Here is a 17,424-nt window from a genome sequence, read left to right on the forward strand (position 1 = left end):
CCTACCCGTGCAATCCGCACTCGGTCTTGGCCTGCCCGGCCCAGCGGCCGCTGCGGGCGTCCTGGCCCGGCAGCGGCTTCGCGGTGCACGGCGCGCAGCCGATCGACGGATAACCCTCCTGCACCAACGGGTTCTCCAAGATCCCGTGGTCGGCGATGTACCGGTTGAACTCGTCGTCGGACCACGCCGCGATCGGGTTGACCTTCACCAGCCCGTTGCGGTCGTCCCACTGCACGATGGGGGTGTTGGCGCGCGTGGGCGCGTCGACCCGGCGCACACCCGTGACCCACGCGTCGTAGCGCGCCAGGGTGTCCCGCAGCGGCACCACCTTGCGCAGGAAGCAGCACTTCGTCTGGTCCGTCTGGTTCAGCAGCCCGAACTCGGCCTCCTGGTCGGCCACCGACTGCGCGGCCTCCGCGTTGACGATCCGCACCTCCGGGTAGACCACGGCGACCGCGTCGCGCGTGCCGATGGTCTCCGCGAAGTGGTAGCCGGTCTCCAGGAAGAGCACGTCGATCTCGCGCCTGGCCTGGTACGCCAGGTCGATGAGCACCGCGTCCTGCATGTTCGACGCGACGATGAAGCGGTCGCCGAAGGTCTCGGCGGTCCAGGCCAGCGCCTCCGCCGCGGTGGCTTCCGCCAGCTCGTGCTCGGCTCTCGTCGCTAACTCCTGGTACGTGGTCGTCACTGTGCCGCCTCCCCGGAGAGATTCAGTCCGATGAACTTGACCGTGAAGACCCGGCGGCACGCGGTGCACAGCCAGGCCGCGTGCGGCTCCTCCTGCGGACGCAGGTCCTCGTCACCGCAGTACGGGCAGTAGAACGGGGTCGCTCGCTCGCTCATTCCGCCTCCCGCCCTGGGAAAGTTCCCACCGGCGCGCTCATCGCAGGTCGTTCTCGTCGGCGCGGAGCACCCACTGGGCGAACCGCTCGTCCGCCGCGCGCTGGGCCACGTAGTGGCGCACGACCCGCTCGACGTACTCCGGCAGCTCGTCCGCGGTGACCTTGTGGCCGCGCAGCTTGCGGCCGAAGCCCGCGTCGAGGCCGAGGCCGCCGCCGAGGTGCACCTGGAAGCCCTCGACCTGGTTGCCCGCGTCGTCGGTGACGATCTGGCCCTTGAGCCCGATGTCGGCGGTCTGGATGCGGGCGCAGGAGTTCGGGCAGCCGTTGATGTGCACGGTGATCGGCGCCGTGATGCCGTCGGTGATGTCCTTGAGCCGGGTCTCCAGCTTGTCGACCAGGTCGACCGCGCGGCCCTTGGTCTCGACGATGGCCAGCTTGCAGAACTCGATGCCGGTGCAGGCCATGACCCCGCGCCGCCACGGCGACGGCTTGCTGTGCAGACCCAGCTTCACCAGGTCGGCCTGCAGCGCGGGCACCTCGGACTCGGGCACGTCCAGCACGACGAGCTTCTGCTGCGGGGTGAACCGCACCCGGTTCGAGCCCGCGCGCTCGGCGGCCTTGGCCACCTCGACCAGCGTCGACCCGGACACCCGGCCCGCGATCGGCGCGGCGCCGACGTAGAACTTGCCGTCCCGCTGCCGGTGCGCGCCGACGTGGTCGTACGGCACGGCCGGGACCTCGGGCGCCGGGCCGTCGAGCATCGCGCGCTTGAGGTACTCGGTCTCCATGACCTCGCGGAACTTCGCCGGACCCCAGTCCTTCACCAGGAACTTGATCCGGGCGCGGTGCCGCAGGCGGCGGTAGCCGTAGTCGCGGAAGACGCTGATGACCGCCTCCCACACGTCGGCGACCTCGTCGAGCGGCACCCACGCGCCCAGCCGCTGGCCGATCATCGGGTTGGTCGACAGGCCGCCGCCGACCCACACGTCGAAGCCGGGACCGTGCTCGGGGTGGTTGACGCCGACGAACGCCACGTCGTGGATCTCGTGCGCCACGTCCGGCAGGCCCGACACCGCGGTCTTGAACTTGCGCGGCAGGTTCGAGAACGACGGGTTGCCGATGTAGCGGCGCTTGATCTCGTCGATCGCCGGGGTGCCGTCGATGACCTCGTCCACGGCGATGCCCGCCACCGGCGAACCCAGGATGACGCGCGGGCTGTCGCCGCAGGCCTCCATGGTGGTCATGCCCGCGCCCTCGAGCTTGGCCCACACGGCGGGCATGTCCTCGACCCGGATCCAGTGGTACTGGATGTTCTGCCGGTCGGTGATGTCGGCGGTGTCGCGCGCGTAGGTCTGCGACACCTCGCCGAGCACGGTGAGCTGCTCGGTCGTCACCGCGCCGCCGTCGGTGCGCACGCGGAGCATGAAGAACTCGTCGTCGAGCTCCTCCGGCTCCAGCGTCGCGGTGCGGCCGCCGTCGATCCCCGGCTTGCGCTGGGTGTAGAGGCCGTACCAGCGGAACCGGCCGCGCAGGTCACCCGGGTCGATGCTGTCGAAACCGCCATGCGCGTAGATGTTCTCGATGCGCGCGCGCACGTTGAGCGGGTTGTCGTCCTTCTTCGACCGCTCGTTCGGATTCAGCGGCTCTCGGTAGCCGAGCGCCCATTGGCCCTCGCCCTTGCGCGCGCGTGCGGCGGGACGGGCGGGTGGGGGTGTGGTGGGAGACACCGGTGGTTCCTCCGGGGCCGGGGCGCTCGCGCGCTCCGCAGGGACCCCGGGCGGCGTTGCGGGGGATCACTCAGCGGCGCGCCCGACGCCTGCTGAATGCGAATGAGGCGCGACGGGTCAGCTGGGCTGACGGCACATCGCGCTGGACACGCGCCGAAAATCCACGTGGCGGCGGGCCACCAGGAAGACTTCGGTCGCGGACATGGGCTCAGCGTGCCATGCGTCCACGGTATGGTCCACCGTCAACCGGATGCTGGGACGAGGCTCACTGAGCTTGCGTTGAGCCGCGCTTGAGTGCGCCGTTACTGGTTGTCGGGCTGTTCCGGGCACCTGGGAGGATGGGCGGGTGGCCGCAGCTTTCCCCGAGGGTGAACCCGCTCCGCCCGACGGCGCACTGCCCGCGCGGTCGCTCGCCGGAGTGGGCACGCGGCCGTTCGGCGTCTACGTGCACGTCCCGTTCTGCGCGACCCGCTGCGGGTACTGCGACTTCAACACCTACACCGCGGGCGAACTGGGCACCTCCGCCTCCCCGTCCTCCTGGCTGGAAGGTCTACGGCGCGAGCTGGACTTGGCCGCCCGGGTCCTGGGTGACCCGCCCGCGGCCGAGACGGTGTTCGTCGGCGGCGGCACCCCGTCCCTTCTGGGCGCGGACGGTCTCACCGCCGTGCTGGACTCGGTACGCGGCGTGTTCGGCCTGGCACCGGGCGCGGAGGTGACGACGGAGTCCAACCCCGAATCGACCTCCCCGGAGTTCTTCGACGGCCTCGCCGCCACCGGGTACACGCGCGTGTCGCTGGGCATGCAGTCGGCCGCGCGGCACGTGCTCGCGGTGCTCGACCGCACCCACACCCCGGGCCGCGCGGTTGCGGCGGCCCGGGAGGCGCGGGCGGCGGGACTCGCGCACGTGAACCTCGACCTCATCTACGGGACGCCGGGGGAGCGGCCCGAGGACCTGGCGGCCTCGCTCGACGCGGTGCTGGAAGCCGGGGTCGACCACGTGTCGGCGTACGCGCTGATCGTCGAGGAGGGCACGGCGCTGGCCCGGCGGGTGCGTCGGGGGGAGCTGCCCATGCCGGAGGACGACGTGCTGGCCGACCGGTACGAGCAGGTCGACGCGGCGCTGACCGCGGCCGGGCTGGACTGGTACGAGGTGTCGAACTGGGCGGCGTCGGCGGCGGCCCGGTGCAGGCACAACCTGGGGTACTGGCTGGGCGGGGACTGGTGGGGGGCGGGTCCGGGGGCGCACAGCCACGTGGGCGGGGTGCGCTGGTGGAACGTCAAACACCCGGCCCGCTACGCCGACCTGCTGGCGGAGGGACTCTCACCCGCGTTCGGTCGTGAGGTGCTGACCCCGGAGGACCAGCGGGTGGAACGGATCCTGCTGGAGCTGCGGCTGGCCGGGGGACTGCCGGTCGACGCCTTGACCGACTCCGGTCGAGCCGAGGCGGGGGCCGCCGCCGCTGACGGCCTGCTGGACGACTCGGCCCTGGCCGCGGGCCGCTGCGTGCTGACCCCGCGCGGCCGACTCCTCGCCGACGCCGTCGTCCGCCGCCTCACCTGACCTGTGGGCGCGACTCGGCGCCCACCGCCGCGCCGGTGTGGATCGTGCTCGGCGGAGTTGTCCACATGCGCCGAGGTTGCCCACCGGCCACGGCGACCACTCTTCCGCGAGCCCGAACCCCGATGGCGGCTTATTCACGACCCATGCTGACCGCCCGAAGTGAGATGGCGGCGGCCCGTTTGAGAGAGTTCAGTTGCCGCACCTAGTTCTCAAACAAACGGACCGCCTTTATGTATCAAACCGCCGATCTCGCTCGGGGTCGCATCGAGGAATTATGCTCTCTCGCTCATTGTGCGACCGGAGGGTCGGTTCGTCGGTGGCCACCAATTGTGGGGTTGTATCGCTCGGTGGTGGTGACGTTGGCGCTGCTGCCGTGCTGGTCATGGGCCTCGCGCCCGGAGTTGTCCTCGGGGAACACCGCACGACCGGGCTCAACGTCCAGGTCGTGTGCACGCTGGCGGGCGACTGAGATGGGTATCCGATCCCATGTCGGGATCTCGGAACGACATCGTCGGCCTGAAGGCCTCACGAACTCTCGACGGTCGCGACCCCAGTACCTGACTCGGCCACAAGGGCTACATCGACAGCGGCATCCTGACCCCCATCAGGAAACCTCGAAACAGGAAGCAGTCCGACCGAGAAAGAGAGTTCAACCGATACCACAACTCCATCCGAGTCGTGGTCGAACGCACTGTTGCCCAACTCAAGACCCGGCGCGTTCTCCACACCGACTATCGACGCCCTGTCGACACCTTCACCGAGACCATCTCTGCGGTCGTCAGCCTCTATTCCTATGCCGCTGAATAAGCCTCATAGGCTTGAAATTAGGGCTTCCCCTATAGCGGGGGACCCCTGCGCGGGCGTGCGGAGGGGCTTGGCGGGAGGTCTAGGTCGCCGTCTGCTCGGCGTCGCCGCGCAAGCCGGTGATCATGCGGATGAGGACGTCGCGGTACTCGGCGCGGAGGCGGGTCTGGTCGGTCGGGGCGGCCTCGGCCAGGCCGTGCCCGGCGGCGCCGATCGCGCTGAAGGCTACGTCCGCCAGGGACCTCAGCGGCATCGGCGCCAGCAGGCCGTCCGCCAGCATCTCGCCGAGGATCAGCGTGATCGTCCCGTACGCGTACTTCTGCTCCGTCTGGTGCCACCCGTGCCACCCCATCGCGATCGGTCCCTCCCGCCACACGACCCGGCTGTAGACCGGGTCGAGGCACTGGTCGAGGAACGCGTCGAGGGCGGCCATCGCGCCTGCCCAGCGGTCCGGGGCGGCGCGGTAGGCCGAGCCGATCCGCTCGGTCGACTGGCCCTCCAGCACCTCGAGCACCGCCTCGAACAAGGCCTTCTTGCTGCTGAAGTGGTGGTAGACCGCGCCGCGGGTGGCCTGGATGTCGGCGGCGACGTCCTCCAGCCCGGTCGCCGCGTAGCCGTCGGTGGCGAAGCGCCGGGTGGCCGCAGCGATCAGCGCCGCCCGGGTCGCTTCCGAGTACTGCTCCCGGCGGCTTTTCACGACTGGCACCGGGCAGACCTTACTGGCATACACTGCGTATGTAACCAACGCTGGTTATGTAAACTACGCAGAGTAGGTGACCTTGTGACGGTAGCACCGTTCAACCCGTTCGCTCCCGGCTTCACCGAGAACCCCTACCCCGAGTACGCCCGCCTGCGCGCCGAGGCCCCCGTGCACGAGCACCCGCTCGGGTTCTGGATCGTGAGCGCCTACGCCGAGGTCAACGCCCTCTTGCGCGCGGGGCTCTCGGTAGAGAACCGCCACCTCGCCCCGCACCCGGCCCGTGACGCGATCCGGGAGGCCGTGGGGGACCGCGACCTGCGCGGCGGCGGCCTGTCCATGCTCGACCGCGACGCCCCCGACCACACCCGGCTGCGCCGCCTGGTCACCAAGGTCTTCACCCCGCGCGCGGTGGCCGCGCTGGAACCGGACGTCACCGGCATCGTCGACGCCGCGCTCGACCGGCTGGCCGCGGCGGGCGGCGGCGGCGACCTGGTCGACGAACTCGCCTTCCCGCTGCCCTTCACCGTGATCAACCGGATGCTGGGCATGCCGCCGGGCGAGGCCGACCGGGTCCGCGACCTGACCGGGCTGCTGGTCCGTTCGTTGGAACCGCTGCCCGACCCGGAGCACGCCATCCGCGTCTACGCGGCCGACCAGGAACTGTCCGCCATGGTCGCCGAGGTCATCGAGCACAAGCGCGCCAACCCGGCCGACGACCTGCTGACCGCGCTGATCCGCGCCGAGGAGGACGGCGACGTGCTCAGCGACGACGAGCTGGTCTCCCAGGTCGTGCTGCTCTACGTGGCCGGGCACGAGACCACGGTCAACCTGATCTCCAACGGCGTCGTCGCCCTGCTGCGCCACCCCGACCAGCTGGCCGCCCTGCGCGCCGACCCGGCGCTGATCGGCAACGCCGTCGAGGAACTGCTGCGCTACGACAGCCCGGTGCAGCTGAGCAGGCGCATCACCACCGCGCCGTTCGCCGTCGGCGGCACGGAGATCCCGGCGGGCACCTTCGTCCTGGCCAACCTCGCCGGGGCCAACACCGACGAGCTGTTCTGGGGCCCCGACGCCGCCGACCTGCGGCTCGACCGCGAGAACGCCCGCCACCACGTCTCCTTCGGCGCGGGCCCGCACCACTGCCTGGGCGCCGCGCTCGCCCGCCTCGAGGGCCGCGTCGCCATCGGCAGGCTCGTCGAGCGCTTCCCGGACCTGGCCCTCGCCGGTGACGTGACCTGGAACGGCCGCATCAACCTGCGCGGCGCGGCGAAGGTCCCGGTCTCGGTGTGACCCGGACGCGGGCGCCACTCGGGGGAGCGGCGCCCGCACCGGTCAGCGCCGCGTCAGCGCTGCCGACCCGCTCGGTGATCAACCGGTGGGTTGCGGGGGGCATGCCGTTGACGCAGTGGTCCCGCGGTTCCCGCACGCCGGGCAGGCCGCGCAGGTACGCGCGGGTCTGCTCCAGATCGGCGTGCGACGGCGCCGACCTCGATGGAGGCGGGAATCACCTCCGCACGCGCACACCCGGCCACGCGGTCGAGCACCGGTCCAACCTTCCCACCCGATATCCGCTGGCCACGGCACCCGGCCCGTCGCGATCATCCCCGCGTGGACCTCCAACTCGCGGCCATCGCCGAAGTCGTGGCGCTCGCCGACCGCATCGGTGTCGACGTGTGGTTGCGCGGCGGCTGGGCCATGGACTTCTTCCTCGGCCGCGTCACCCGCCCGCACGTCGACGTCGACTGGTTCGTCCACGTCGACCAGGCACCCCGGCTCGTCGACGCCCTGCTCGCCGCGGGCCACTCCCGGCTGGTCAGCGGCGTCCCCGAGGCGCAGGCCGACCTCGCCCGCGACGGGGTCGAGCACGGCGTCGCCTACTTCGGCACCGATCCGACCGGTGCCCCGGTCGTCCCGGCAGGCCCGTACGCGGGCGAGCGGTGGCCCGCCGACCTGCTCGACGGCCCGCGCGCCACGCTCGGTGGGGTTACCGCCCGGGTGGTCCACCCCCGGGCGCAGGTCGAGATCAAGCGGATGATGCCCGTCTGGGTCCCCGGCCTGCGGAGGCGCCCGAAGGACGCCGGGGACATCGCGCTGCTCCTCGCCGCGCTCGATGGGGGAGTTCGGGACTTTCGGCCCCACTTGACCGAGTGACCGTATCTGGTACGGCCGACGCACCTCTTCTTGGCAGCGCCCGCGTGCCCGGGCGCGACCGCCGACCCGAGGAGTGACCGCGATGCTCGTCACCATGCGAGAGGTCCGCCAACGGCTGACCGGCGCCGACGTCGACTTCGACGCGGCGACCGAACTGGGCCCCGACGCGCTGCCGCACCTGGCCGAGCTGGCCACCACCGACGACACTGTGCTCGCCTGCAAGGCGATCTACCTGGCCAGCCGCATCGGTGGGTCCGGCGGCACCGAGATCATCACCCGGGCGGCGGGCCACGACGACCCGATCGTGCGCATCGCGGCGTCCGCGGCGCTGCGCAACCTGGAGCACGCCCGCTGAGCCGTCCGCACCGCAGGCCGACCAACCGGGGTAAACCGACCGACCGGCTCCGCGCCGCCCTCCGTAAACTTGTTCGCGGGGCTCGTGGACGAGGGAGGTGGCCCGTGGTCAGTTCGGACGAACGCCGGTTCGAGGTGCTGCGCGCGATCGTCGCCGACTACGTCAGCAACCACGAGCCCGTGGCGTCCAAGGCGATCGTGGAGCGGCACAGCCTCGGCGTGTCCAGCGCGACCGTGCGCAACGACATGGCCTCGCTGGAGGAGGACGGCTACATCACCCAGCCGCACACCAGCGCGGGCCGCATCCCCACGGACAAGGGCTACCGGCTCTTCGTCGACCGGCTCAGCGAGGTCAAGCCGCTGAGCACCGCCGAGCGCCGGGCCATCCAGAGCTTCCTCGACGGCGCCATCGACCTCGACGACGTGATGCGCCGCAGCGTCCGGCTGCTCGCCCAGCTGACCCGCCAGGTGGCGGTGATCCAGTACCCGACGCTGACCACCTCGACCGTGCGCCACGTCGAAGTGGTCAGCATCACCCCCGCCCGGCTCATGCTGGTGCTGATCACCGACACCGGTCGGGTCGACCAGCGGATGGCCGACCTCGGCGACGTCATCACCGACGAATCGGTCGCCCGGCTGCGCACCATGCTCAACTCGACGCTGTCGGGCAAGCGGCTCTCCGACGCCGCCGCCAGCGTCGCCGAACTGCCCGAGACCGCCCCCGCCGACCTGCGCGAGGTCATGACCCGGCTGGCCACCGTGCTGGTCGAGTCCCTGGTCGAACACCCCGAGGAGCGGCTGGTGCTCGGCGGCACCGCCAACCTCACCCGCAGCGCCGCGGACTTCCCGCACTCGCTGCGCCAGGTGCTGGAGGCGCTCGAGGAGCAGGTCGTGGTGCTCAAGCTGCTCGCCGCGACCGCGGACCCCGGCATGATCTCGGTGCGCATCGGCGAGGAGAACGAGGCCGAGGAGATGCGCAGCACCTCGGTCGTTTCCATCGGCTACGGCACCCGCGCCGCCCTCCTCGGGGGCATGGGCGTGGTCGGCCCCACCCGGATGGACTACCCCACCAACATCGCCGCGGTACGCGCGGTGGCGAACTACGTCGGCGAGATCCTCGGTCGATAAAGCTGGCCGAGCGAAGGCAACAACGCGTCCCCGGGTCCGCCCGGGGCAGGAGGACTGGACACGGTGGCGAGGGACTACTACGGCACTCTCGGGGTGCGGCAGGACGCGAGCGCTGAGGACATCAAGCGCGCCTACCGCAAGCTCGCGCGCGAACTGCACCCGGACGTGAACCCGGACGAGGCGGCGCAAGCCCGGTTCCGCGAGGTCACCGCGGCCTACGAGGTCCTGTCCGACCCGCAGAAGCGCAAGATCGTGGACATGGGCGGCGACCCGCTGGGCAACGCGGGCGGCGGCGGGGGCGGTCGCGACCCGTTCGGCGGCTTCGGCCTCGGCGACATCATGGACGCCTTCTTCGGCGCCGCGGCGGGCGGCGGCGGGCGCGGCCCGCGCAGCCGCGTGCAGCCCGGCTCCGACGCGCTGCTGCGCATCCAGATGACCCTGGAGGAGTGCGCCACCGGCGTCAGCCGCGACATCGCGGTCGAGACCGCGATCCTCTGCGACGTCTGCCGCGGCAACGGCTGCGCCGCGGGCACCTCCCCGATCACCTGCGACACCTGCGGCGGACGCGGCGAGGTCCAATCCGTGCAGCGGTCGTTCCTCGGCCAGGTCGTCACCGCCCGCGCCTGCGCGGTCTGCCGCGGCCTCGGCGAGGTCATCCCCGACCCCTGCCACCAGTGCGCGGGCGAGGGCCGGGTGCGCGCCCGGCGCACCATCACCGCCAAGATCCCGCCCGGCGTCGCCGACGGCATGCGCGTGCGCCTCTCCGGCCAGGGCGAGGTCGGCGCGGGCGGCGGCCCCGCCGGTGACCTGTACGTCGAGGTCGAGGAACTGCAGCACGCCACCTTCGAACGCGAAGGCGCCGACCTGCACTGCACCCTGCGGATCCCGATGACCACCGCCGCGCTCGGCGCCGTCGTACCGCTGGAAACCCTCGACGGCACCGTCGAACTGGAACTGGAACCCGGCACCCAGCCCGAGACCCAACTGGTCATGTCCGGCCGCGGCCTGCCCCGGCTGCGCTCCACCGGCCGCGTCGACGGGCGCGGCGACCTGCACGTGCACGTCGAGGTCGAGGTCCCGACCCGGCTCGACGCCCGGCAGACCGAACTGCTGCGCGAACTCGCCACCCTGCGCGGCGAAGAGGAGCACACCCTGGCCAGCGCGAACGGTCGCGCGGGCGGGCTGTTCTCCCGGCTGCGCTCCCGCCACACCCGATGACCCTGGCGCTGTTCCTGGTCGACGCGCTGCCCCCGGGCCCGGCGTTCACCCTGGACGGGCCCGAGGGCAGGCACGCGGCGGCCGTCCGCAGGCTGCGCGCGGGCGAGGAACTGCTGGTCTCCGACGGCCGCGGCGCCGTGGCCCGGTGCGCCGTGGTCGCGGCGGGCAAGGACAGCCTCGACCTGACGGTCGCCGAACGGTGGGACGAACCACCGCCGCGGCCCCGGGTGGTCGTCGTCCAGGCACTGGTCAAGGGAGACCGCGGCGAACTCGCGGTCGAACTGGCCACCGAGGCGGGCGCCGACGTGATCGTGCCGTGGCGCGCCGCCCGGTGCGTGGCCCGCTGGGACGACGGCCCGCGCGGCGAGAAAGCCCTGGCGAAATGGCGTGCGACCGCACGTGAAGCCGCCAAGCAGGCCCGCCGCGCCTGGGTCCCCGAGGTACCCGAACCGGTCGGGTTGGCCGAACTGGCCGAACTGGTCCGCGCGAGCGAGTTGGGCGTGGTGTTGGAGGCCGATCGGGCCACCCGGTTGGCCGAACTGGCGCTACCCGAATCGGGTGATCTTGTCCTCGTCGTCGGCCCCGAAGGCGGCGTGGCACCCGAAGAGATCCAAGCCCTTGAACAGGCGGGAGGGCGAGCGGTACGGCTCGGACCCACCGTTCTGCGCACCTCCACCGCCGCGGCGGTCGCACTGGGCGCCCTAGGTGCCCTAACCGCCCGCTGGCGCTGAGTCCGTGCAGGGTTTACCCTTTATCCGCAAAGCGTTTCAGTTATCGCGAAGCGCATTCGCCTGACTACCGCCGGACACCTCCCCCCTCGGTCCGGCGGCGCCGCGCGGGGCGGTGGAGCGACCCCCAGGCTTCACCGCCCGCGCGGCTTCCTCGGCGACTTCGGTGAGCACACCTTCGCCTTTAGCCGCGCCCAATATTGGGGGGCCGAGCCCCCCAAACCCCCCCACGGTGCGATGGGTGGCGGAACCAGCGTGGTCCGGTCGCGGAGCGTGTGGGCGCGGAGCGTGTGGGCGCGGAACGCGTGGGCGCGGAACGCGTGGGCGCGGAACGTGTGGAGCGCGCGGAGCGCGTTGGGGGAGTGGGCTAGCGGCCGAAGGCTGTTAGTTGTTCGCCGCCTAGTACGTGTAGGTGGGCGTGGAAGACGGTTCGGCAGGCGTCGTCGCCGGTGTTGAAGACGAAGCGGTAGCCGGACTCCAGGATTCCCTCGGTTTTTGCTACTTCTGTGCCTGCGAGCAGGACCGATGCCAGTAGGTCGGGGTTGCCTGCCAGGTCTTTGGCGTCCTGGTGGTGTTCTCGGGGGACTACGAGGACGTGAACCTTGGCTTGCGGGTTGATGTCGTGGAAGGCGTAGACCGTGTCGTTCTCGTAGACGGGGGTGGACGGGATCTCCTTGGCCACGATCTTGCAGAAGAGGCAGTCGCTCATGGGTCGCACCCTAGCGAGGAGTTGTGGCTTGGTTTCTCCGGTGCGTTGGGGGTGGTGGGAGGGCTAGCATCGAGGCGTACTGGTGGTGGAGCGCGGGGCGCAGAAGGTAGGGCCGAGAGCACGTGACGGGTACTGCACCTGGGGGTAACGGCCAGTCCACACCTGCCCGTGACGCGCAGTCTCGGTTCGCGGTCCCGGAAGGCGCTGTGTTGGCGTTGTTGGGGTCGCGGGATGAGAACCTGCGGTTGTTGGAGGAGTTGCTCGACGCCGACGTGCATGTTCGTGGCAACGAGGTGACGTTGTCGGGGGCGCCTGCGGACGTGGCGTTCGCGGAGCGGGTGTTCGGGGAGTTGACGACGCTCGCCGGGCGAGGGCAGATCGATCCGAACACCGTTCGGCGTACTGTGGCGATGTTGTCGGCTGGGACCGCCGAGTCGCCCGCCGAGGTGCTCAGCCTGGACATCCTGTCTCGGCGGGGGCGGACTATCCGGCCGAAGACGTTGAACCAGAAGAAGTATGTGGACTCGATCGATGCGAACACGATCGTGTTCGGGATCGGGCCCGCGGGTACGGGTAAGACGTACTTGGCGATGGCGAAGGCCGTGCAGGCGTTGCAGGCCAAGCAGGTTTCTCGGATCATCCTGACGCGGCCCGCGGTGGAGGCAGGGGAGCGGCTCGGGTTCTTGCCTGGGACGCTCTTCGAGAAGATCGACCCGTATTTGCGGCCGCTGTACGACGCGTTGCACGACATGATCGACCCGGAGACGATCCCGCGGTTGATGCAGGCGGGCACGATCGAGGTCGCCCCGCTGGCGTACATGCGTGGGCGGACGCTCAACGACGCGTTCATCATTCTGGACGAGGCGCAGAACACGACGCCCGAACAGATGAAGATGTTCCTCACCCGGTTGGGGTTCGGGTCGAAGATCGTGGTCACCGGTGACACGACGCAGATCGACCTGCCCGGTGGGCAGCGCAGCGGGTTGAAGGTCGTCAAGGACATCCTCGGCGGGGTCGACGACGTGCACTTCGCCGAGCTGAGCAGCGCGGACGTGGTCCGGCACAGCCTGGTCGGGGCCATCGTCGACGCCTACGAGCGGTGGCAGGTGGCGCAGGACGAGGCCGAGGACCCGCGACGCGGGCCCGTGCGGGCCGGTGGCAGGCGGCAAGGCCGCTAGGGCGGCCCTGCGCGACGGTGCGGACGGTGTCGAGGACAATGGTCCGGTGAGTATCGAGATCGCCAACGAGTCGGGGGTGGCGGTCGACGAGGCGTCGATCGTCGCGGCGGCCCGGTTCGCGTTGGACCGGATGAACGTCAGCAAGCTCGCCGAGCTGTCCGTGCTGCTCGTCGAGCTGGACGTGATGGCCGACCTGCACGAGCGGTGGATGGACCTGCCCGGTCCCACCGACGTCATGGCTTTCCCCATGGACGAGCTCGACTCCGCCCGCCGCCCCGACGCGTCGGAGTCCGGGCCCGCCCTGCTCGGCGACATCGTGCTCTGCCCGGCCTTCGCCAAGGACCAGGCGCGCACCGCCGGGCACAGCCTGATCGACGAGCTGCACCTGCTGACCGTGCACGGCGTGCTGCACCTGCTCGGCTACGACCACGCCGAACCCGCCGAGGAACGCGAGATGTTCGCGTTGCAGAAGCGCATCCTCGCCGACTTCCGCACCGCCGCCGCCGACGCCAAGCGCCGCGCCGCGCAGCGCGTCGAGGACGACAAGCTGCTCGGCGCCGTCGGCCTCGCCGACCCCGAGGACTGACCCGCGGTGCCCGCGGACTCGGTCGGCCTGCTCGTCGTCGCCATCCTGCTCGTGCTCGCCGCCGGGGTCTTCGCCGCCGCCGACGCCTCGCTGTCGGCGGTGTCCAAGGCCCGCGTGGAAGGGCTCGTGCGCGCCGGGCGCACCGGGGCCAAGCAGCTGCTGGCCGTGGTCACCGAACGACCCCGGCACATCAACCTGCTGCTCCTGCTGCGGCTGAGCTGCGAACTGGCCGCCACCGTGCTGGTCACCACCGTCTGCGCCCGCGCCATCGAACCCGGCTGGCTGGCCGGCTTGGTCGCCGCGCTGGGCATGATCGTGGTGTCGTACGTCCTCGTCGGCGTCGGACCGCGCACCATCGGCCGCCAGCACCCCTACGGCGTCGGCCTCATCGCCGCGGGCCCGGTGCGGGTGCTCGGCTCGGTGCTCGGCCCGCTGTCGCGGTTCCTGATCCTGGTCGGCAACGCCATCACCCCCGGCCGCGGCTTCCGCGAGGGCCCGTTCTCCTCCGAGGTCGAGCTGCGCGAGCTGGTCGACCTGGCGCAGGAGCGCGGCGTGGTCGACGCCGACGAGCGCGAGATGATCCACTCGGTGTTCGAGCTGCGCGGCACCATCGCCCGCGAGGTCATGGTCCCGCGCACCGAGATGGTGTGGATCGAGCAGACCAAGTCCGTCCGCCAGGCCCTCGCGCTGTCCCTGCGCACCGGCTACACCCGCATCCCGGTGATCGGCGAGAGCGTCGACGACATCGTCGGCGTGGTCAACCTCAAGGACCTCGTGCGGTCCGGGCTCGACCGCGGCACCACCCCCACCTCGGTGGCCGTCGTGATGGTCGCCGCGGCGTTCGTGCCCGACACCAAGCGGCTCGACGACCTGCTGCGCGAGATGCAGGTGTCGAAGAACCACATCGCCATCGCCGTCGACGAGTACGGCGGCACCGCCGGGCTGCTCACCATCGAGGACATCCTCGAGGAGATCGTCGGCGAGATCACCGACGAGTCCGACACCGACGACCGACCCCCGGTCGAGCACCTCGACGACGGCGCCGTGCGGGTCAGCTCCCGGCTGCCGGTGGAGGACCTCGGCGCGCTGTTCGGGCTCCAACTGGAGGGCCAGGACGTGGAGACCGTCGGCGGCCTGCTCGCCCAGCGGCTGGGACGTGTGCCACTGCCGGGTGCGGAAGCGGAGATCACCGGGCTACGGTTCCGGGCCGAGGGCGGCAAGGACAACCGCGGCCGGGTGCGCATCACCTCCGTGGTCGTGCGGCCCGTGGCGACCCCCGGGACCGACGGCGACGGGGAGGACGGCGAACGGGCCGTCGCGGAGCAGTGGGAGAGGAGCGGTGGGCGTGGCTGAGCTCGACCCGGAGGACGCGAAGATCGTCACCCTGGCCCGGTCCAGCCGGGCGCGGACCGGGGCCGCCGAGGGCGCCGCCGTGCGCGACACCGACGGCCGCACCTACACCGCGGCCACCGTCGCGCTGCCGTCGCTCAAGCTGACCGCGTTGCAGGCCGCCGTGGCCGCCGCCGTGGCCAGCGGCGCCGAGGGGCTGGAGGCCGCCGCGGTCGTCACCGGCGCCGACGCCGTCGACGCCGACTCGCTGGCCGCCGTGCGCGACCTGACCGCCGACGCGCCCGTGCTGCGCGCGGACACCGCCGGAACCGTCGTCGACGTGCTCCGGTGAGCCTGCGCGTCACCGTCTGCCGGGACTGCTGCTGCGGCACCGTCCGCAAGCACCCCACGGTCAACCACTACCGCCAGTTGAACCGCCTGCGCGAGATCGCCGCCCGGCACGGCGGCACCGTCCGCGTGGCCGAGTGCCTGGACACCTGCGAGACCTCCAACGTGGTCGTCGTGCAGGCCAGGGGCGCCAAGCCGGTGTACCTGGGTTTCGTGCTCGACGACGCCGTCGTGGACGACATCGACGCCTGGCTGACCGCCGGTGGACCGGGCGTCGCACCGCTGCCGGAGACCCTCGAACTGAACCGCGTGCAAGCACCGGGGACGGCCGGGAGACAATGAGCCGGTGAGCAGCTCCACCGATGGCCACCGTTCCGGGTTCGCCTGCTTCGTCGGCAGGCCCAACGCGGGCAAGTCCACGCTCACCAACGCGCTCGTGGGCAGCAAGGTCGCCATCACCTCGAACAAACCGCAAACCACCCGACACGCGATCCGCGGCATCGTGCACCGCGACGACGCCCAACTGGTGATCGTCGACACCCCGGGCCTGCACCGCCCCCGCACGCTGCTGGGCCAACGCCTCAACGACATCGTCCGGGAGACGTGGTCGGAGGTCGACGTGGTCGGCCTCTGCGTGCCCGCCGACCAGAAGGTCGGGCCCGGCGACCGGTTCATCGCCGCCGAGCTGGCCAAGGTCGCCAAGCGCACCCCGGTCATCGGCATCGTCACCAAGACCGACCTGGTAGGGCCCGAGCAGGTGGCCGAGCAGCTCGTGGCGCTGCAGGACGTCATGGAGTTCGCCGAGCTGGTGCCGGTGTCGGCCGTCGACGGGTTCCAGGTGTCGACCCTGGCCGACCTGCTGGTCACCCGGCTGCCCGAGGGCCCGCAGCTCTACCCGGGCGGCGAGCTGACCGACGAGCCCGAGGCCACCCTGGTCGCCGAGCTGGTCCGCGAGGCCGCGCTGGAGGGCGTGCGCGACGAGCTGCCGCACTCCATCGCGGTCACCATCGAGGAGATGAACCCGCGCGAGGGCCGCGACGACATGATCGACGTCTACGCGGTGCTGTACGTGGAGCGGCCCAGCCAGAAGGGCATCGTGCTCGGGCACCGGGGCGAGCGGCTCAAGCAGGTCGGCTCCGCGGCGCGCAAGCAGATCGAGGGGCTGCTCGGCAGCCGCGTGTACCTCGACCTGCACGTGAAGGTCGCCAAGGACTGGCAGCGCGACCCCAAGCAGCTGCGCCGGCTCGGCTTCTGAGCACCCGTGTCGTGGGACAATGCGCGGATGAGCCTGTACCGCGACACCGGTGTCGTGCTGCGCGTGCAGAAGCTCGGTGAGGCCGACCGGATCATCACCCTGATCACCCAGAAGCACGGCAAGGTCCGCGCGGTGGCCAAGGGGGTGCGCCGCACGACCTCGCGGCTCGGTGCCCGGGTGGAGCCGTTCGCGCACGTCGACGTGCAGTTCTACACCGGGCGCACGCTTGACGTGATCACCCAGGTGCAGACGCTGGACGCGTTCGGCGCGGGCATCGTGGGCGACTACCAGCGCTACACCGCGGGCTGCGCGATCCTGGAGACCGCGGACCGGATGTCCGCCGAAGAGGGCGAACCCGTCCTCCGGCTCTACCTGCTCGTGGCGGGCGCGCTGCGCGCCTTGGCGGACGGGGAGCGCGACGCGTCCCTCGTGCTCGACGCGTTCCTCTTGCGCGCGTTGGCTTTCGCGGGTTGGTCACCGGCTCTTACCGAATGCGCGCGGTGTGGCGATCCAGGACCCCACCGCGCGTTCAACGTCCACGCGGGTGGGTCGGTGTGCCTGCGGTGCAAGCCACCTGGGTCGGCGAGTCCGCCGTACGAGGTCTTGCACCTGATGGACTCGTTGGCGAATGGTCGGTGGGACAGCGCGGAACGCGCGACCGACTCGACCCGGCGCGAGGCCAGCGGGTTGGTGGCGGCGCTGCTGCAGTGGCACCTGGAACGCCAACTGCGATCGCTTCCCCTGGTCGAGCGACGCCCGTTCGTGGGACGCCAGTCGGCCGGCGAAGCCGAGTAGTCACCGTTGCC

Annotated in this window: 21 protein-coding genes; 15 read left to right on the forward strand and 6 right to left on the reverse strand. The window is 71.4% G+C overall.

Annotation, left to right across the window (positions count from 1 at the left end; all coding sequences use genetic code 11):
- Position 1 precedes the first annotated feature (1 nt).
- The 4 genes from CLV40_RS10390 to CLV40_RS40730 all read right to left on the reverse strand — a co-directional run bounded on the left by CLV40_RS10390 (position 2) and on the right by CLV40_RS40730 (position 2,773).
- Entirely contained in the window at positions 2 to 688 is a 687-nt protein-coding gene (locus tag CLV40_RS10390) for a phosphoadenylyl-sulfate reductase (RefSeq protein ID WP_104478633.1), read from the reverse strand.
- Positions 685 to 843: an Insertion element protein gene (locus CLV40_RS10395; RefSeq protein ID WP_104478634.1), complete on the reverse strand. Its 159-nt coding sequence runs from the start codon at positions 841 to 843 to the stop codon at positions 685 to 687. The genes CLV40_RS10390 and CLV40_RS10395 overlap by 4 nt, the downstream gene beginning before the upstream one ends.
- Positions 844 to 880: 37 nt before the next feature.
- Entirely contained in the window at positions 881 to 2,569 is a 1,689-nt protein-coding gene (locus CLV40_RS10400) for a nitrite/sulfite reductase (RefSeq protein WP_104478635.1), read from the reverse strand.
- Between the two features lie 117 nt (positions 2,570 to 2,686).
- On the reverse strand, positions 2,687 to 2,773 hold the full coding sequence (locus CLV40_RS40730) for a putative leader peptide (protein WP_374066459.1): 87 nt from the start codon (positions 2,771 to 2,773) through the stop codon (positions 2,687 to 2,689).
- 142 nt (positions 2,774 to 2,915) lie between these two features.
- On the opposite strand from CLV40_RS40730, the gene hemW reads away from it, so the two are divergent.
- Positions 2,916 to 4,130 carry a radical SAM family heme chaperone HemW gene (gene hemW, locus CLV40_RS10405; RefSeq protein ID WP_104478636.1) on the forward strand — a complete coding sequence of 405 codons (1,215 nt, stop codon included), beginning with the start codon at positions 2,916 to 2,918 and terminating at the stop codon, positions 4,128 to 4,130.
- Between the two features lie 603 nt (positions 4,131 to 4,733).
- Positions 4,734 to 4,937 (forward strand): hypothetical protein, encoded by a 204-nt coding sequence (locus tag CLV40_RS40735; protein ID WP_374066461.1) that lies wholly within the window; start codon positions 4,734 to 4,736, stop codon positions 4,935 to 4,937.
- Positions 4,938 to 5,016: 79 nt separating this feature from the next.
- Here the strand turns inward: CLV40_RS40735 and CLV40_RS10415 are convergent, their stop codons facing one another.
- Complete coding sequence (locus tag CLV40_RS10415) at positions 5,017 to 5,640, reverse strand: TetR/AcrR family transcriptional regulator (RefSeq protein WP_104478637.1); 624 nt, start codon at positions 5,638 to 5,640, stop codon at positions 5,017 to 5,019.
- A 75-nt stretch (positions 5,641 to 5,715) separates the two neighbouring features.
- On the opposite strand from CLV40_RS10415, the gene CLV40_RS10420 reads away from it, so the two are divergent.
- From CLV40_RS10420 to CLV40_RS10445, 6 genes are all read left to right on the forward strand, one after another.
- Positions 5,716 to 6,924 carry a cytochrome P450 gene (locus CLV40_RS10420; RefSeq protein ID WP_104478638.1) on the forward strand — a complete coding sequence of 403 codons (1,209 nt, stop codon included), beginning with the start codon at positions 5,716 to 5,718 and terminating at the stop codon, positions 6,922 to 6,924.
- A gap of 318 nt (positions 6,925 to 7,242) precedes the next feature.
- Entirely contained in the window at positions 7,243 to 7,785 is a 543-nt protein-coding gene (locus CLV40_RS10425) for a nucleotidyltransferase domain-containing protein (RefSeq protein WP_219823941.1), read from the forward strand.
- A gap of 82 nt (positions 7,786 to 7,867) precedes the next feature.
- A complete protein-coding gene (locus tag CLV40_RS10430; protein ID WP_146107985.1) occupies positions 7,868 to 8,140 on the forward strand; it encodes a HEAT repeat domain-containing protein in 273 nt (90 codons plus the stop codon).
- A gap of 104 nt (positions 8,141 to 8,244) precedes the next feature.
- Complete coding sequence (hrcA, locus tag CLV40_RS10435) at positions 8,245 to 9,267, forward strand: heat-inducible transcriptional repressor HrcA (RefSeq protein WP_104478641.1); 1,023 nt, start codon at positions 8,245 to 8,247, stop codon at positions 9,265 to 9,267.
- Between the two features lie 63 nt (positions 9,268 to 9,330).
- Positions 9,331 to 10,485, forward strand: coding sequence for a molecular chaperone DnaJ (gene dnaJ, locus CLV40_RS10440; RefSeq protein WP_104478642.1), 1,155 nt, complete (start codon positions 9,331 to 9,333; stop codon positions 10,483 to 10,485).
- A complete protein-coding gene (locus CLV40_RS10445) occupies positions 10,482 to 11,216 on the forward strand; it encodes a 16S rRNA (uracil(1498)-N(3))-methyltransferase (protein WP_104478643.1) in 735 nt (244 codons plus the stop codon). The genes dnaJ and CLV40_RS10445 overlap by 4 nt, the downstream gene beginning before the upstream one ends.
- Before the next feature lie 364 nt (positions 11,217 to 11,580).
- Here CLV40_RS10445 and CLV40_RS10450 read toward each other — a convergent pair whose 3' ends face one another.
- Entirely contained in the window at positions 11,581 to 11,922 is a 342-nt protein-coding gene (locus CLV40_RS10450) for a histidine triad nucleotide-binding protein (protein ID WP_104478644.1), read from the reverse strand.
- A 122-nt stretch (positions 11,923 to 12,044) separates the two neighbouring features.
- Here CLV40_RS10450 and CLV40_RS10455 point away from each other — a divergent pair, with 122 nt between their 5' ends.
- Genes CLV40_RS10455 through recO form a run of 7 tightly spaced genes read left to right on the forward strand, consistent with a single transcriptional unit; the run spans position 12,045 to position 17,413 of the window.
- A complete protein-coding gene (locus CLV40_RS10455) occupies positions 12,045 to 13,100 on the forward strand; it encodes a PhoH family protein (protein ID WP_104478645.1) in 1,056 nt (351 codons plus the stop codon).
- Positions 13,101 to 13,146: 46 nt separating this feature from the next.
- Positions 13,147 to 13,686 (forward strand): rRNA maturation RNase YbeY, encoded by a 540-nt coding sequence (ybeY, locus tag CLV40_RS10460; RefSeq protein WP_104478771.1) that lies wholly within the window; start codon positions 13,147 to 13,149, stop codon positions 13,684 to 13,686.
- Positions 13,687 to 13,692: 6 nt separating this feature from the next.
- Entirely contained in the window at positions 13,693 to 15,039 is a 1,347-nt protein-coding gene (locus CLV40_RS10465) for a hemolysin family protein (RefSeq protein ID WP_245931199.1), read from the forward strand.
- Positions 15,032 to 15,367: a cytidine deaminase gene (locus CLV40_RS10470; protein WP_104478772.1), complete on the forward strand. Its 336-nt coding sequence runs from the start codon at positions 15,032 to 15,034 to the stop codon at positions 15,365 to 15,367. Before CLV40_RS10465 ends, CLV40_RS10470 begins: the two co-directional genes overlap by 8 nt.
- Entirely contained in the window at positions 15,364 to 15,705 is a 342-nt protein-coding gene (locus tag CLV40_RS10475) for a hypothetical protein (protein ID WP_104478646.1), read from the forward strand. Before CLV40_RS10470 ends, CLV40_RS10475 begins: the two co-directional genes overlap by 4 nt.
- Positions 15,706 to 15,709: 4 nt before the next feature.
- Positions 15,710 to 16,618: a GTPase Era gene (gene era / locus CLV40_RS10480; protein WP_104478647.1), complete on the forward strand. Its 909-nt coding sequence runs from the start codon at positions 15,710 to 15,712 to the stop codon at positions 16,616 to 16,618.
- 27 nt (positions 16,619 to 16,645) lie between these two features.
- Positions 16,646 to 17,413 carry a DNA repair protein RecO gene (gene recO / locus CLV40_RS10485; protein ID WP_104478648.1) on the forward strand — a complete coding sequence of 256 codons (768 nt, stop codon included), beginning with the start codon at positions 16,646 to 16,648 and terminating at the stop codon, positions 17,411 to 17,413.
- Positions 17,414 to 17,424 lie beyond the last annotated feature (11 nt).

This window comes from Actinokineospora auranticolor (assembly GCF_002934265.1).
Lineage (GTDB): Bacteria > Actinomycetota > Actinomycetes > Mycobacteriales > Pseudonocardiaceae > Actinokineospora > Actinokineospora auranticolor.